The 13,709-nt window shown below is 59.2% G+C and carries 12 protein-coding genes; 5 read left to right on the top strand and 7 right to left on the bottom strand.

What is annotated here, in order from left to right:
• Positions 1–29: 29 nt before the first annotated feature.
• Positions 30–4,241 (bottom strand): hypothetical protein, encoded by a 4,212-nt coding sequence (locus tag KZH41_RS14295; RefSeq protein ID WP_263275039.1) that lies wholly within the window; start codon positions 4,239–4,241, stop codon positions 30–32.
• A gap of 593 nt (positions 4,242–4,834) precedes the next feature.
• Between KZH41_RS14295 and KZH41_RS14290 the strand changes: the two genes are divergently transcribed.
• The gene (locus KZH41_RS14290) at positions 4,835–5,980 is read left to right on the top strand and encodes a MalY/PatB family protein (RefSeq protein ID WP_094953591.1); all 1,146 of its coding nucleotides are present in this window, start codon (positions 4,835–4,837) and stop codon (positions 5,978–5,980) included.
• Positions 5,981–6,173: 193 nt separating this feature from the next.
• Here the strand turns inward: KZH41_RS14290 and KZH41_RS14285 are convergent, their stop codons facing one another.
• Positions 6,174–6,389, bottom strand: a complete 216-nt coding sequence (locus tag KZH41_RS14285) for a TOBE domain-containing protein (RefSeq protein WP_003173733.1) — start codon at positions 6,387–6,389, stop codon at positions 6,174–6,176.
• Positions 6,390–6,724: 335 nt separating this feature from the next.
• On the opposite strand from KZH41_RS14285, the gene KZH41_RS14280 reads away from it, so the two are divergent.
• Genes KZH41_RS14280 through KZH41_RS14270 form a run of 3 tightly spaced genes read left to right on the top strand, consistent with a single transcriptional unit; the run spans position 6,725 to position 9,247 of the window.
• Positions 6,725–7,696 carry an aliphatic sulfonate ABC transporter substrate-binding protein gene (locus KZH41_RS14280; protein ID WP_094953592.1) on the top strand — a complete coding sequence of 324 codons (972 nt, stop codon included), beginning with the start codon at positions 6,725–6,727 and terminating at the stop codon, positions 7,694–7,696.
• 10 nt (positions 7,697–7,706) lie between these two features.
• A complete protein-coding gene (locus KZH41_RS14275) occupies positions 7,707–8,534 on the top strand; it encodes an ABC transporter permease (protein WP_094953593.1) in 828 nt (275 codons plus the stop codon).
• Positions 8,531–9,247, top strand: coding sequence for an ABC transporter ATP-binding protein (locus KZH41_RS14270; protein ID WP_094953594.1), 717 nt, complete (start codon positions 8,531–8,533; stop codon positions 9,245–9,247). Before KZH41_RS14275 ends, KZH41_RS14270 begins: the two co-directional genes overlap by 4 nt.
• 21 nt (positions 9,248–9,268) lie before the next feature.
• Here KZH41_RS14270 and KZH41_RS14265 read toward each other — a convergent pair whose 3' ends face one another.
• The 3 genes from KZH41_RS14265 to KZH41_RS14255 all read right to left on the bottom strand — a co-directional run bounded on the left by KZH41_RS14265 (position 9,269) and on the right by KZH41_RS14255 (position 11,414).
• Positions 9,269–10,189 (bottom strand): FecR domain-containing protein, encoded by a 921-nt coding sequence (locus tag KZH41_RS14265; protein WP_094953595.1) that lies wholly within the window; start codon positions 10,187–10,189, stop codon positions 9,269–9,271.
• Complete coding sequence (locus KZH41_RS14260) at positions 10,186–10,704, bottom strand: sigma-70 family RNA polymerase sigma factor (protein ID WP_094953596.1); 519 nt, start codon at positions 10,702–10,704, stop codon at positions 10,186–10,188. Before KZH41_RS14260 ends, KZH41_RS14265 begins: the two co-directional genes overlap by 4 nt.
• A 92-nt stretch (positions 10,705–10,796) precedes the next feature.
• A complete protein-coding gene (locus KZH41_RS14255) occupies positions 10,797–11,414 on the bottom strand; it encodes an LpxA family transferase (RefSeq protein WP_263275038.1) in 618 nt (205 codons plus the stop codon).
• Positions 11,415–11,527: 113 nt separating this feature from the next.
• Here KZH41_RS14255 and KZH41_RS14250 point away from each other — a divergent pair, with 113 nt between their 5' ends.
• Positions 11,528–12,493, top strand: a complete 966-nt coding sequence (locus KZH41_RS14250; protein WP_094953598.1) for a threo-3-hydroxy-L-aspartate ammonia-lyase — start codon at positions 11,528–11,530, stop codon at positions 12,491–12,493.
• A gap of 28 nt (positions 12,494–12,521) precedes the next feature.
• Here the strand turns inward: KZH41_RS14250 and KZH41_RS14245 are convergent, their stop codons facing one another.
• On the bottom strand, positions 12,522–13,148 hold the full coding sequence (locus tag KZH41_RS14245; protein WP_263275037.1) for a transcriptional regulator: 627 nt from the start codon (positions 13,146–13,148) through the stop codon (positions 12,522–12,524).
• Between the two features lie 106 nt (positions 13,149–13,254).
• Positions 13,255–13,440 carry a hypothetical protein gene (locus KZH41_RS14240; RefSeq protein ID WP_242155918.1) on the bottom strand — a complete coding sequence of 62 codons (186 nt, stop codon included), beginning with the start codon at positions 13,438–13,440 and terminating at the stop codon, positions 13,255–13,257.
• Positions 13,441–13,709 lie beyond the last annotated feature (269 nt).

Here is a 13,709-nt window from a genome sequence, read left to right as displayed (position 1 = left end):
GTCAGCGCCATTATTGCGCCCGCCCGACCTTAAGCTTCAGGCTTGCCACCCCCAACCTTCATACTGCTCACTTGTACAACACGGTTGGATGAGCCCGCTTTGCGCGGGGCATTGATCATCATCATCACGCCGTCGTCAGTGATGAATTTCAGCCGGACGTTATCCGCTGTCGAGCCATCGGGATAGGCATTCTTGATCGTCAACAGTCGAGTCTTTCCGGGTACATCGCCGTTCAATGTTGCGACCAGATCCCCTTCGCGCGTAACGCCCCAATCGCGGACTTGAGCGGCGCTGTAATCCAGCCTGACGACGCTGTCGGCCGGGTCATTGATGGTCACGGGCCGCGGGGCCTTGTTAATGATGTAGGTATTGGCATCACCCTGCCCGACGACGCTGGCGCCACCATTGATCACAATGACGTTCGCGCCTTTACCGGTTAAAACCGTGTCGTTCTTGCCATTGAGCGTCAGCATATTGCTCTGATCATCGCCCTGGACAAAACTTTCCCCATTTTCAACCGTGGCAGCATTGGAAAATGAATGAAAGCGCGCAACGGGCGCCGCGCCGTGAGTGTTCGAGTCAGGGGTATTGACCGCAATCGTACCGGTTTTGAAGTCAATGACATGCCCCAGATAGGTGGCTGTCTGAGGCTCGCGAACGACCGTGTATTTAGTGTTCAGTTCGCCGGAAAAGATCAGTGTGTTTCTGCCGTCACCCCCCCAGAACTCGGAACCCTTTTCCCTGACGCCGTTCGCTCCGGCCTCCCGAACTTGCCTGGCTTGCTCCAATGTCTGGCGCGCATCGGCGGTGAAGATGACCGTATCGTCGGCCTCCCCTCCGCTCATCAGTTTTTTGCCACCGCCCAACGAAAAATAATTGGGTTTGGTCTGCACGCCTGACACCGTGTCATCACCGTCGCCCAAGTCCCAGAGCGTGGCTTTTTTCTCCCCGCCAACGCCTTCCACAGGAGGCACCAACTTGCCGTTCCAGGACTCCGGAGGCGCGTTAATACGATCGTTTCCTCCCTGGGTTTTGACGTTCGTGACGGTGCCATCCACTTTGATCAGGTTCAGCAGATAGGTAATGGGGGCCCACCAATGCTGCCCTGTAAGCCCAACACTCCCCGGAATCTGCGTGACCTCAACCTTCACAGAGCCGAATACAACACGCTCAAAAAGGTCCTTGCCTGGCCCCTCCAGAAATTTTTTAAAGCGCTCCCGCTCCGCTGCTTCGTGCTCCTTGGGTATCTTCGCTTCCAAAAAGGGCTTCATAACGTCAAACCCCGGTTCAAAGCCCAGGAACGCCTTCGTACCGAGCGAAAACTTCTGCTGCCCCGTCAGCGGAGTATGTTCATTTATGTTCTCTACGGTACGCACTGCCGAGTAAATCGCCTGGGCGCTCATCAAGACCCCCGCCACAATCAGCCCTGCCGGCCCGGCTGCACTAAAGCCCGCCAGATAAGCGGCGGTCAAGGCAATCGAGGTGGCAGCATTGGCGACTGAAAAGGCGCCATTAACGTAGTGATCCTGAGCTTCCTTGCCCGTGCTTTGACCGGCTTTTTTGAACGAATCAACAGCATTGACCACATCAAAAGGCGCGCTGAACACCGTACCGGCGGTACCCGCGACTTTGCCGATCATTTTGCCGATAGTGGCGGTCTGGAAGCTGAGTATGGTGGGCGCAGCCTTGCTGACCGCCTTCTGCGCCACGTTGTTCAGGCCAGCCTCTAGCCCCATGCCGGCATAGTCAGCCGCCACGGCACCGAGGCTTATGGCGCCCGCCGTGGTATCACCACGATTGAAACTGTCGATGGCACTGCGTACCCCTTGAAAGGTACTGAAAGCCTGAAACCCGAGACCCGCGGTGTTCGCCGCGCCTGGTTTATCGGGAGATCCCGGGGAAAAGAAATCCGCGGGGAGCGGCTTGTTGTTGCGCTGCATCTCGCGGATTTCAGCAGCCTGTCTCGACATGTCACGGGCGGATGTTTGCAGGGTCTCAAACATGGCACTTGCGTCGCCACTGTTGATCATGGGTGGCGCGTTCACACTGCGCTGGGAGGCGATCTCAGTAAACACATCAGAGGCTCTGACATCGTCACCACCCCACTTGAGATACGCCTGGAAGCTCGGATAATCCAGGTGCATTGCGCCCGCTAACTTGCGACCCTCCGGATCGCCGACCAATGGATTTTCCACCGGCTTGCCATTGATGCTGTACCCCATTTTGTACAGTTCGACGCGACTGAATTGTTTTTCACCCACGTTGATCAATGGCCTGGCATCATCGAGTTTTTGCAGGCGCAGCAGTACTGCCTCATTGACGTGCGCAAGCGTCAGCGGCGGTGGTGCGTAAATGGAAGGTGCGACGGGGGTTCTCGGCTTAGGGGCGGTGCCGGGACGCAAAGAGCCGTCTCTGCGCACAGGCGTGGACCCAGTACCTGATGCGGGTGGCGGCGTTAATACTGGCTCAGGCCCTACGGCGCTGCCAGTTGGCGCGAAAATCCTGTCAAGTTCGGCCGTGGTACGCTTATCAAGCGACCCATCGTAGAGCCGCGCGGTGAAGGCTTGCGTCACAAACTCCAGCTGGTTTCTGCCGGCACGTGCACTGAGCGTGGGCCCAGCGGGTTGGAACGTTTGTTTATTGTTAATGACCTCGAGAAAACCTTTGGGGTCCGCTTTGTAATAGCCCAGCGTGCCAAACAGGCCCGCGAGCGATGCAGCTTGCTTATTCGCTAAGGGCGGATCGCCCATGTGTCCGGCAAAAATGCCTACTCGATCGGCAACGGAGTCGCCACGCTCGCCGTAGGTGAAAAAATCGTCACCGATAATCAAGGTGGGCTTTGTGTCGGTTATGCGCAGCTGCGTTTGCGCCTGATCACCGGGGCTGGCAATGATCACTTTGATCTCCCGCCCCACCGCCTGGAAGGTTTGCGGGTCGTGTTGGCTAAGTTTCAATAGCGCAGCATCCACCGCATCAATCACGACTTTGAACATGTCGGGGTCAGCCTTGATATGACTGTGCAGATCAACTTCTACACCCTGCAAGACCTTAACCTGAGACTTGGTTACTGCACCTAACTCACGCTGGGGCAGATCGGCCCGCTGTTTCTCCATACGCTCGAAGGCATAGGGATACCCAACAGGCGCAGCCGCCTCATTGATCACGTTGAGCAACGTTTGCTCAAGTATCTTCATATCCTTTACGAGGGAAGAGTCTGGATGGTGAGCTGTAAATTGTCGGGCGGCCTCCAAGACACTTACCGTGTCATGAAACTGCGACATTCCCTTGGACTCATGCAGTTTTTCCAGGCCCTTTGACACCTTTTGATAATCCGCCAAAGGCGCACCTGCGGGGGCCGGCGCCCTGATGCCAAATTCCCTCGGCGTCGGCACGACAGAGGCATCAATCACCTTTACGTCATCGAGACCGGCCAAAGGAGCGTCATACATAAATCTAATGTCGCTCAAGGTGGGGGCACCCTGACGAATATAATGGGGATTGAATACACTCATTTGATACTGAGGCCGAAAAGAATTGTCATTAATCGGCTTGTTAAACCCCTTCAGCCTGGCACTGGTAAATACCTTCTTTAACCCTTCGTCAAAAGCCTCCTTGGAAGAAAACTCGATAAAAGCACCGTTCGGATCACTGAAGTAATACGTTCGCTCTTTATCAGGCCCCACGATGACACCGGCAGTTATGCGATGCCCGGAACTGCTGATCAACATCGTTTTTGTCGTAGGCGAATCAGTCAGTTCGGGTGCAATTGCCGTATAGGGGACATCCTTCGAGGTTGTAGGGTCATGCGCACCATTCGGTTCAAACGACAACTGCACCTCGGCAAGCCTACGAAAAAAAACTTGTGACTCAGGCTTGTCGGGGTAGGCAAGGGCCTGATAAATATTACCCAGAAAAATATGCTGTTTGCCCTCTCTCACGGCCAGCGACAACAGATGTGAAATCCCTGCACATTCGCCCTCGCTTAATTGGTTGATCACAGAGAGGTAATAACCTTGAGGCATGGGTGTGACCTTCACGCCGCTGCCCGACAACTCCTTCGAGAACACGCGCGAGTGGTCATGAGACGTGTTGATAAAACGTTGCTCATTGAGACGGGTTAATGCCCCGACTTGTTCTGGCGTTATCGACGGACTCAGCGCCAACCTCATCAGCGCCAAGGCGCTCATCTTGTCAGAGTAACCGGGGATCACTACAGCAGAGGGCCGGTTAAAGCCCTGCATAAATTCGCTGTGCGCAGGCCCCACTTTGGTATCACTGATTTTTTTATAAAGTGCTTGGGTACTTCAGCGTCCTTGATCTTTTTAGGCTTCGGTGTTTGGCCGGTATCCGTCACATTAGCCGTATCCCTGCGTGACCGAGTGTGAGCAGTTACAGCGGGCTGGTCAGGCACCGAGGCGACGCTCTGGTCAGGTGCGATGGCCGGTAAAAACGGATTAGCAAGCGAAGACAATAGTTGCATGGATAGTTCCGTGTGTAGTTCCGTGTATACATCTATAGGCCCGTCATCCTTGTCAGCGTGAGTCCTGATCAGGCGAACATACAAACTCACTCCACGGGTAACTATCGGATTTATCTGCGCCTTCTTCTGGTGACCTCTTTAAAACAAAAACAGCGCCCACAAAAGTTCGAGGCCCAAGGTCCGCCGCCTGGGTTTCGTCTACTTCGGCGCGAGGGTGCGCGGTGAAGAAACGGTCAGCCGAACCATGGAACAGGCACACCGGCAGCTGTCTGCAACAATCAGCTCTGGCCTATAAAAATAATGGCGCTAGAATCAGCGCCATTCTTGCGCCTGCTTTCCTGACACGAGCCCCCCATGAGCTTTGATTTCGACACGATCCACCCTCGCTTCGGCACCGGCAGCACCAAGTGGAACCGTTACCCGCAAGACGTCTTGCCGATGTGGATCGCCGACATGGATATCGCCGCGCCACCTGCCGTACTGCAAGCCCTGCATGATCGCCTCGACCAACAAATCCTGGGCTACAGCGTCGCCGGGCCGGACGTACGCGAAGCCATCGTTGCCGACCTCTGGAACAAATACGCCTGGCGCGTACAGCCCGAAGCGCTGTTGTTCCTGCCGGGCGTGGAGCCGGGCTTCAACATGGCCCTGCACGCGTTCGTGCAGCCGGGCCAGCCGGTGGTGCTGCAAACCCCCAACTATCGGCCGATTCGGCTGGCGCCGGGCCACTGGAACCTGCCGCGTATCGAGGTGCCGTTTGAGTGGGCCAACGGTGAGTACGCGACGCCGTTGCCAGCCATGCGCCAAGCGCTGAACGGTGCCGGTGCGCTGCTATTGAGCAACCCGCACAACCCTATCGGCAAGGTCTTCCCGCGCGAAGAACTACTGGCTGTGGCCAACGCCTGCCTGGAAAACGGCACGCTGATCATCAGCGACGAAATCCACGCCGAACTGTGCTTCGACGGCCGCCGCCACATTCCCACCGCCAGCCTCAGCGAGGAAATTGCCCAACGCACCATCACCCTGATGTCGGCGAGCAAAGCCTACAACGTGGCGGGTTTAAAGACTTGCTTCGCGGTGGTGCAAAACGCCGAGGTGCGCGAGCGGTTTAACAACGCGCGCTGCGGCATGGTCGACAGCGTAAGCCCCTTGGGCCTGGAAGCCACTCGCGCCGCCTACAGCCAGTGCGGGGAATGGCTGGACGCGCTGGTGCAGTACCTGCAAGGCAACCGCGACTACTTGCACAATGCCGTGCAAACCCGTCTGCCCGGCGTGGTGATGCATGCGCCGCAAGGCACCTACCTGGCGTGGCTCGATTGCAGCGCGCTGGGCCTGGATGACCCACAGCAATTCTTCCTGGAACAGGCCAAGGTCGGCTTGAGTGCGGGGATTGAATTCGGCGATGACAGCCAGCAGTTCGTACGCCTGAACTTTGGCTGCCCACGGGCGATGCTCGAAGAAGGTGTGCAGCGCATGGAACGTGCACTGCGTCACCGCTAGGCTTCAATTCACAACGTCGAAAATGTTCGGCCTCAACTGAGGCCCATTAGGCTGGCATCTATCAATGTGGGAGCTGGCTTGCCTGCGATGCAGACACCTCGGTGTATCAGGCATAACGCGTGGATGCCATCGCAGGCAAGCCAGCTCCCACAGAAAAGCAGAACATTGCGGTGCTGCCAGACGAATTCAGGGTTTACAGCTTGGCAATCGACACTTCGGTCGACTTCACAAAGGCAATCACTTCGCTGCCCACTTTCAATTCCAGGTCACGCACCGAGCGGGTGGTAATCACTGAGGTGACAATGCCGGACGCGGTTTGCACGTCGATCTCGGACACCACTTCGCCCAGCAGGATCTCCTTGATCACGCCCTTGAACTGATTGCGCACGTTGATCGCTTTAATAGTCATGTCGGCTTTCCTTTTGGCTGTTGGGTCAATCCGCACGAATGCGCAGGCCCTCAAAATGCGCTATCCAAACGACCATTAAAAGGAATAAATAACTCTTTATTTATTCGATATAGGTATATGACAACTGTTCACCTGGCAACAGCTGATCAACAAACTGCCCGCTCCCATCACAGCAATCGCTGCTCAACCCCTAGCAAATACGCCTGCGAACTCAATGGCACAGAGACTGCATCTGCTCCGATCAAAGAAAGCCGACAAAGCATGATGGAACATGCCATTTCAATTTTCTGAATATAAAAAAAGCCTTCTCTCATCGCCTTGCCCGGAGCTGTTCCATGAAACCCTTCACCCAACGCTTACTGGGCGCCTGCGCCCTCACCCTGTGCCTGCAACCACAGGCCTTCGCTGCCGATACCGATCCCGCGCACGTCAACTTGGATTATGCCTACTACTCACCGGTCAGCCTGGTGCTCAAGCATTTCGGCTGGCTGGAACAAGCCTTACCGCACACCAAAGTCGGCTGGGTCCTAAGCCAGGGCAGCAACCGTTCCCTGGAATACCTCAACAGCGGCGGCGTCGACTTCGCCTCCTCCGCCAGTTTGTCAGCCGTTTTGAGCCGCGCAAATGGCAGCCCAATCAAATCGGTGTATGTCTACAGCCGGGCCGAGTGGACGGCTTTGGTTGTTCGCAAAGACTCACCCTTCAAAAGCGTGACAGACCTCAAAGGCAAGAAAATCGCCGCCACCAAAGGCACCGACCCGTACCTGTTCACCCTGCGCAGCCTGCAGCACGCTGGGCTGAAAAAAGACGATGTCGAGTTGGTGCACCTGCAACACCCGGACGGCCGCACCGCGCTGGAGAAAGGTGACGTGGACGCCTGGGCCGGCCTCGACCCGCACATGGCCGCCAGCGAAATCCAGGCGGGTTCGCGCCTGTTGTACCGCAACAAAGACTTCAACAGCTACGGCGTGATCAGCGTCACCGAGCAGTACGCCAAGGCGCACTCACAGACCATCAGCAAAGTGCTCGGCGCCTATGAAAAAGCCCGCGACTGGGCGGTGAAACACCCGGATGAATTCGCCAAACTGCTCGCCGACGAATCCGGCCTGCCGCTGGAAGTGGCCAAGCTGCAACTGTCGCGCACCGACCTCAGCGCACCGTTGCTGACCGACAAAGATGCAGTGTCATCCAAGGCCGCCGCGCCGATCCTGGTGTCCGAGGAGTTGGTCCGCCGCGGGGTGAATGTGGACCAGGTGATCGACCAGTTGATCGATACCTCGTTCGGCCAGACCTTGGCGAAGCAGTAAGGGGCGCGTGATGACCAGCAAAACCCAAACCGTGCCGCTTGTGGCGCCGGTGGTCATTCACCGCAGTGCCTGGCCACGGCGGCTCAAAGGCCTGACGTTGCCGGTGCTGATCCTGCTGGTGCTGGAGGTGGTGGTGCGTATCGGCTGGCTGCCGTCGTACCAGATGCCGGCGCCCAGCGAGATCGCCGTAACCCTCACTGACCTGGCTGAAGGCGCGTTATGGAAACACATCAGCGCCAGCCCGTTGCGGGTGCTGGCGGGCTTCGCCATCGGCGCCGGCCTGGCCCTGGTGTTCGCCGCCTGGGTGGGTTTGAGCCGTGAAGCCGAGGCCTATCTGGAACCGACATTTGCCGGGCTGCGCTCAATCCCGAGCCTGGCCTGGGTGCCGCTGTTGCTGCTATGGCTGGGCATCGATGAAACCTCGAAAATTGTGCTGATTGCGATAGGTGCGTTTTTCCCGGTGTACCTCAATGGCGTCGCGGCGATTCGCGATATCGACCGCAAGCTGGTGGAAGTCGGGCAAATGTACGGCTTCAACCGGCGCCGTCTGGTGCGGCGGATTCTGTTGCCCGCCGCCCTGCCCGGCCTGTTTACCGGTTTGCGCAGCGGCCTGAGCCTGGCGTGGATGTTCCTGGTGGCGGCCGAATTGATCGCGGCCACCAAGGGCTTGGGCTATTTGCTCAGTGATGGGCGCGAAACCTCGCGGCCGGACATCGTGCTGGCAGCAATCATCGTGTTGGCGCTGCTCGGTAAAGTCAGTGATGGCGTACTCGCCGCCTTGGAGAAACGCTGCCTGGCTTGGCGTGACACGTTCAACGGCCAAGGTGCGCAGCAATGAGCATGCAGCCTTTATTGGATATTCGCGTGGAGCGTAAAAGCTTCGCCAGCACCACCGTGCTGACCAACGTGCACCTGGCCTTACAGCCGCGCGAAACCGTGAGCCTGCTGGGGCCAAGCGGCTGCGGCAAAAGCACATTGCTGCGCATCGTCGCCGGGCTGGAAAAGGACTTTCAAGGCCAGCTGCGCAGCCCCGAAGGCGAAGTGGCCTTTGTGTTCCAGGAACCGCGGCTGATGCCCTGGCTGACGGTGGAGCAAAACATCGGCTTCAGTGATGACGACCACTATGACCCAGCCTGGGTTACCCAGTTGATCGAGGAAGTCGGTCTGAAGGGCTTCGCCCAGGCACTGCCCAAGGCGTTGTCCGGCGGCATGGCGCAACGGGTGGCGATCGCACGCGGCCTGTATTCGCGCCCGCAGGTGTTACTGCTGGACGAGCCGTTCAGCGCGGTGGATGCCTTCACCCGCATGAAACTGCAGGACTTGCTGCTGCAACTGGCCGAGCACCATGCCATTGCGTTATTGCTGGTGACCCATGACGTGGACGAGGCGCTGTACCTGAGTGACCGAGTGCTGGTGATGGATAATCGGCCGAGCAGCATCCGCCAAGAGCTGGCGGTGGACCTGCCTCACCCACGGGACCGGCGCGACCCGTTACTGGCTCGGCTCAAGGCGCTGTGCCTGACCGAGTTGCAGCGGGCGCATGTGATCTAGGCCGCCCGCCACAACAACTCGTTAAGCCAGTGTGCGGCTCAGCGTCACCCAATACCGCGTCCGCGCGCGCACCTCAAACCCCAGCGTCTGGGACAGCAGCGTCAGGATGCGGTCGGTGTCATCCAAGCGAAAGCTTCCCGTAACCCGCAACGTTTCCAGGCTCGGGTCCCAGCGCAACACACCTGGGCGATAACGCTCCAATTCGCGCAGAAAATCCCCCAGCGGCTGGTTCTGAGCGGTCAACACACCGTCCCGCCAGCCCAGTTGCAGCACATCAAACGGCGCCCAGGCGCCAAGCCCGTGGGCCTCCAAGGGGGCTTGCTGACCACGGCTTAGCGTCGCCACTTGCCCTTGCAGGTCACGCACTTGCACCGCCCCTTTGAGCACCGACACCAGGCAACCGGCCGCCAGCTGCCGCACACACACCTCGGCCTGGCTGACTTCAACGTCGCCGTAGCGGGTTTGCACGCTCATCAACGCTGCGCCCGGCACATTCACCGCCAGTTCACCGTCCACCAAGGTGACGCGCCGCTGTGCAAGATCGACATCCACCGCCGTGGCGGTGTTGAGTTGCAAGCTGCTGCCATCGGCCAACGGCAGGCGTTTGCGCTCGCCCGTGGCGGTATGCAAATCGGCCCGCCACGCGTCGATGGGCAACTGGCGGCTGATCAGCCAGGCCGTCGGCACCAACGCGGCAACCCCCAAGGCACGCTTGAGGATTGCGCGTCGCCCCGGTTGCGAGCGGTCGAGGCTGGCCATCGCCAATGCGTGTGGCAAGTCGCTGAAACGCTGGCGCAGGGATTGGGCTTTCTGCCAGGTCTGTTCGTGGTGGGGATGGCTGTCGCGCCACTGCTGCAACGCTGCGTGGTCACGCTCGGTGGCCGCGCCCGACTCCAGCAAGGCCAGCCACTGGGCGGCGGCACGCGCGACATCGCGGCTCACAACTCCACCAGTAAACAGTGTTCGTAGGCCTGCGCCATGTAGCGCTTCACCGTGCGCTCGGATACGTCGAGCCGTTCGGCGATCTCGCGATACCCCAGGCCTTCCAGCTGGCTCCACAGAAACGCACGGCGCACCAGTACCGGCAAACCGTCGAGCATCTCATCCAACGCTTGCAGGGTTTCCAGCACCAACCAGCGTTGCTCCGGCGACGGCACACAGGTTTCCGGCAGGTTTGCCAGGGCATTCAAGTAAGCCTGCTCAAGGCTACGCCGCTGATGAAAGTTGACCAGCAGGCGCTTGCCAACCGTCACCAGGTACGCGCGCGGCTCCTGCATCTGCGCAATCGGCTGGGCACTGGCCAGCACCCGCAGGAAGGTATCCTGGCTCAGGTCCGCCGCATCCCAGGCATTGCCCAGGCGCCGCCGCAGCCAGCTTTCGAGCCAACTGCGGTGGTCGCGGTACAAACTCGACAGCGTGTGTTCGGCGGCGTGGGTCGGGACAACAGCATCATTCATGGCAAGCGACCTGCGCGGCGCGAGTGAGTCTCAAATGAGATTCATTCTATTTAATATCGTGCCGACACACCATGCTCTTTTCAACATTGCGTTTATGCAGACACCTCCGCGTCGAACACCTGCCCACGCCCGATGACGCTGGCAGGCGCCAACACCGCGCCCGGCGCCAGCACCGCATTGGCGCCGATTCGGCTTTGATCGCCGAGCAAAGCGCCGAATTTGTCGCAACCGGTGCGCTGCAATTGCCCGTCGATGCGCACCTGCACGTCCTTGTCCTCTCGTTCGTTGCGGTAGTTGGCGACGATGCTGCCGGCCTCCAGATTGATCCCATGGCCGAGCACCGAATCGCCGACAAAATTGAAGTGCGCCAGCTTGCTGCCACTGAACACAAACGACGTTTTCAGCTCGGCGCCGGGGCCGATGATGCAGTGCGCATCCACCCAGCAGCCACCACGCAGCAGCGCGCCGCTGGCGATGAAACACTCGGCACCGATGATCAGCGGGCCTTTGAGCAAAGCGCCGGGTTCTAAGGTGGCGGTTCGGTGCACGGCGATTTCATCGTGAATGATGTACTCATCGGCAGGCAGTTCGGCCAGCAACGTACGAACAATGGCGGACGCCTGTGTCACCAGCGCCCAAGGTGCCAGTTCAGCCCACGGCGCCAACGGTGACTGGGCAACGTTGGCGATGTAGTCGGTGAGTCGGATCAACGGCGAACCCTCCAGCAGTCAAAGAAGCTCGAAACGCTAGCATGACCCAACGGAACTTTACTATTTGTCTTGATATGGATATTTTATCCAAACACGCAAACGAGGTCCGTCGCATGCAATTGCCTACCTACCCAGACGTCATCGCCGCCGCCCAGCGCCTGGAGGGCTTCGCGCATCCCACGCCAGTGTTCACCTCGCGCACCCTCAACGCCGAAACCGGCGCTGAAGTCTTCATCAAATGTGAAAACCTGCAACGCACCGGCTCGTTCAAGTTTCGTGGCGCGTTCAATGCCCTTTCGCAGTTTGACGCGCCGCAGCGCAAGGCTGGCGTGGTGGCGTTCTCCTCCGGCAACCACGCCCAGGGTATTGCCCTGGCGGCGCGTTTGCTGGGCATGCCGGCGACGATTGTGATGCCCTCCGATGCGCCGGCCGCCAAGGTCGCCGCCACCCGCGAATATGGCGCCAGTGTGGTGCTGTATGACCGCTTCACTGAAGACCGCGAAGCGATCGGTCGTCGCCTTGCCAACGAGCAAGGGATGACCCTGATCCCGCCCTACGACCACCCGCACATCCTCGCCGGCCAAGGCACGGCCGCCAAGGAGTTGCTGGCGTTCACCGGGCCCTTGGACGCTCTGTTCGTCGGCCTGGGCGGTGGCGGCATGCTTTCAGGCACTGCGCTTTCGACCCACGCGCTGTCACCGGATTGCCAGCTGTTTGGTGTCGAACCCGAAGCCGGCAACGACGGCCAGCGCTCATTGCGCACCGGCAGCATCGTGCACATCGACACCCCGGCGACCATCGCCGACGGTGCGCAAACCCAGCACCTGGGCAACTTCACTTTCCCGATCATTCGGGACCTGGTGAGCGACATCCTCACCGTCTCCGACGCGCAGTTGGTGGATGCCATGCGGTTTTTCATGCAGCGCATGAAGATGGTGGTGGAACCCACCGGCTGCCTGGGCCTCGCGGCGTTGCGCCAACTGGGCAAGCAGTTCAAGGGCCAACGCGTGGGGATTATCGTCACCGGTGGCAACGTCGATATCCAGCGCTATGCCGCGCTGCTCAGCGAGGCGCCATGAATCGGGTGGAGGTTGAAGCCGTGGGGCGCTACTTGGCGTAGGTGTAGACCGCTGCGCGTGACACGCCCAGGTGCGAGGCCACCGTCTCCATGGCCCGGCGAATGTCCATGCAGCCTGAGTCTTTCAGCTCTTGCAGGAGCAGCCGCCGATCCGCCGTCTTGAGCGCGCGCGGGGTGGTCGCCAGGCGCGCGGCGAACTGGTCGATACGCGCGCGAATCACGTCGGCACCGGACGGCTCGAGGGACTCGCCGGGCGTGTCGCCACTGACTGAACCAAACTGTTCCAACATGCCCTGCAAGCCTCGGAACAACGAGAGATCGACGTTCATGCACAACGCGGCGACGTACTTGCCGCTGGCGTCCTTGATGCCGATCGACGTGCTCTTGACCTGGCGGCCATCGGCGAATTGATTCTGGTAGTTGGCGATGACTTGCGGGTAGTCCGGGTCGGCAATCCGCGCCAGGCCCAGCTCGGTCGCCGGGTCGCCCGGTTGGCGCCCCGAAAGGTTGTTATGAATGGCCAGGATCGCGTGCTGCGGGTCGCGCAAGTCGTGCAGCACCACTTCGCAGAATGGGCTGAAGGTTTTGCTCAAGCCTTCGGCAATCTGTTCGAGCTGGCTGATCAGGGTGGTTTCTTCGGGCGAGGTGTTTTTCATGCAAGACAACATATCCAGTCGTGGACAAGTCGTCAATTTGGCCGTCATCCCTCATTGTTGATCCGCTGGCCCAGCACCCAGCGTGAGCCCGCGCGCGTTTCCTTTCCTAAAAAGCCCGCTCCATCCTGATGATCTCGATGGAAACCGGGCGGTTGCCACGGCTGAACCTACCCTCGCCGATCTTGCGAAAGCCGTAGTCGGCATTGCACAGGTTTTCGACGGCGTTTTGATGCACCGCGAAGAGGCTTTCGGCGTCTTCTTGAGTGGCTGGGCGGATCAGATTTTTTTTCATCCCCTTGAGTTTCCGTGTGTGGCCAGTGAACCCAGGCTTTATAGCCGAATGACCGCCTGGCAGCGACCGATGAGCGCCTACCTTGTGCGTTGACCTACTTTGTTACACACCATATAGTGTGCCCACAAACAGAACAGACCACTACATAGTGTGCAGTATCGGTATTTACCGACCACACTACGCGCAGTATTTCAATGCCTAGTAGCCTGCAAACCGCATATTTTTGGACGGGTTCACACGCCGTCAGAACAGATCAGGAAGGAGTATTT

It is taken from the genome of Pseudomonas sp. YeP6b, assembly GCF_025642995.1.
Lineage (GTDB): Bacteria > Pseudomonadota > Gammaproteobacteria > Pseudomonadales > Pseudomonadaceae > Aquipseudomonas.
This window is presented reverse-complemented; position numbering and strand designations above follow the sequence as displayed.

What these genes read in the sequence shown, in the direction of transcription:
- KZH41_RS14290 (WP_094953591.1), top strand. Translation starts at nt 4,835, where the DNA reads ATGAGCTTTGATTTCGACACGATCCACCCTCGCTTCGGCACCGGCAGC.
- KZH41_RS14250 (WP_094953598.1), top strand. Translation starts at nt 11,528, where the DNA reads ATGCAATTGCCTACCTACCCAGACGTCATCGCCGCCGCCCAGCGCCTG.
- KZH41_RS14295 (WP_263275039.1), bottom strand. Translation starts at nt 4,241, where the DNA reads ATGCAGGGCTTTAACCGGCCCTCTGCTGTAGTGATCCCCGGTTACTCT.
- KZH41_RS14240 (WP_242155918.1), bottom strand. Translation starts at nt 13,440, where the DNA reads ATGAAAAAAAATCTGATCCGCCCAGCCACTCAAGAAGACGCCGAAAGC.
- KZH41_RS14270 (WP_094953594.1), top strand. Translation starts at nt 8,531, where the DNA reads ATGAGCATGCAGCCTTTATTGGATATTCGCGTGGAGCGTAAAAGCTTC.
- KZH41_RS14245 (WP_263275037.1), bottom strand. Translation starts at nt 13,148, where the DNA reads ATGAAAAACACCTCGCCCGAAGAAACCACCCTGATCAGCCAGCTCGAA.
- KZH41_RS14260 (WP_094953596.1), bottom strand. Translation starts at nt 10,704, where the DNA reads ATGAATGATGCTGTTGTCCCGACCCACGCCGCCGAACACACGCTGTCG.
- KZH41_RS14280 (WP_094953592.1), top strand. Translation starts at nt 6,725, where the DNA reads ATGAAACCCTTCACCCAACGCTTACTGGGCGCCTGCGCCCTCACCCTG.
- KZH41_RS14285 (WP_003173733.1), bottom strand. Translation starts at nt 6,389, where the DNA reads ATGACTATTAAAGCGATCAACGTGCGCAATCAGTTCAAGGGCGTGATC.
- KZH41_RS14275 (WP_094953593.1), top strand. Translation starts at nt 7,707, where the DNA reads ATGACCAGCAAAACCCAAACCGTGCCGCTTGTGGCGCCGGTGGTCATT.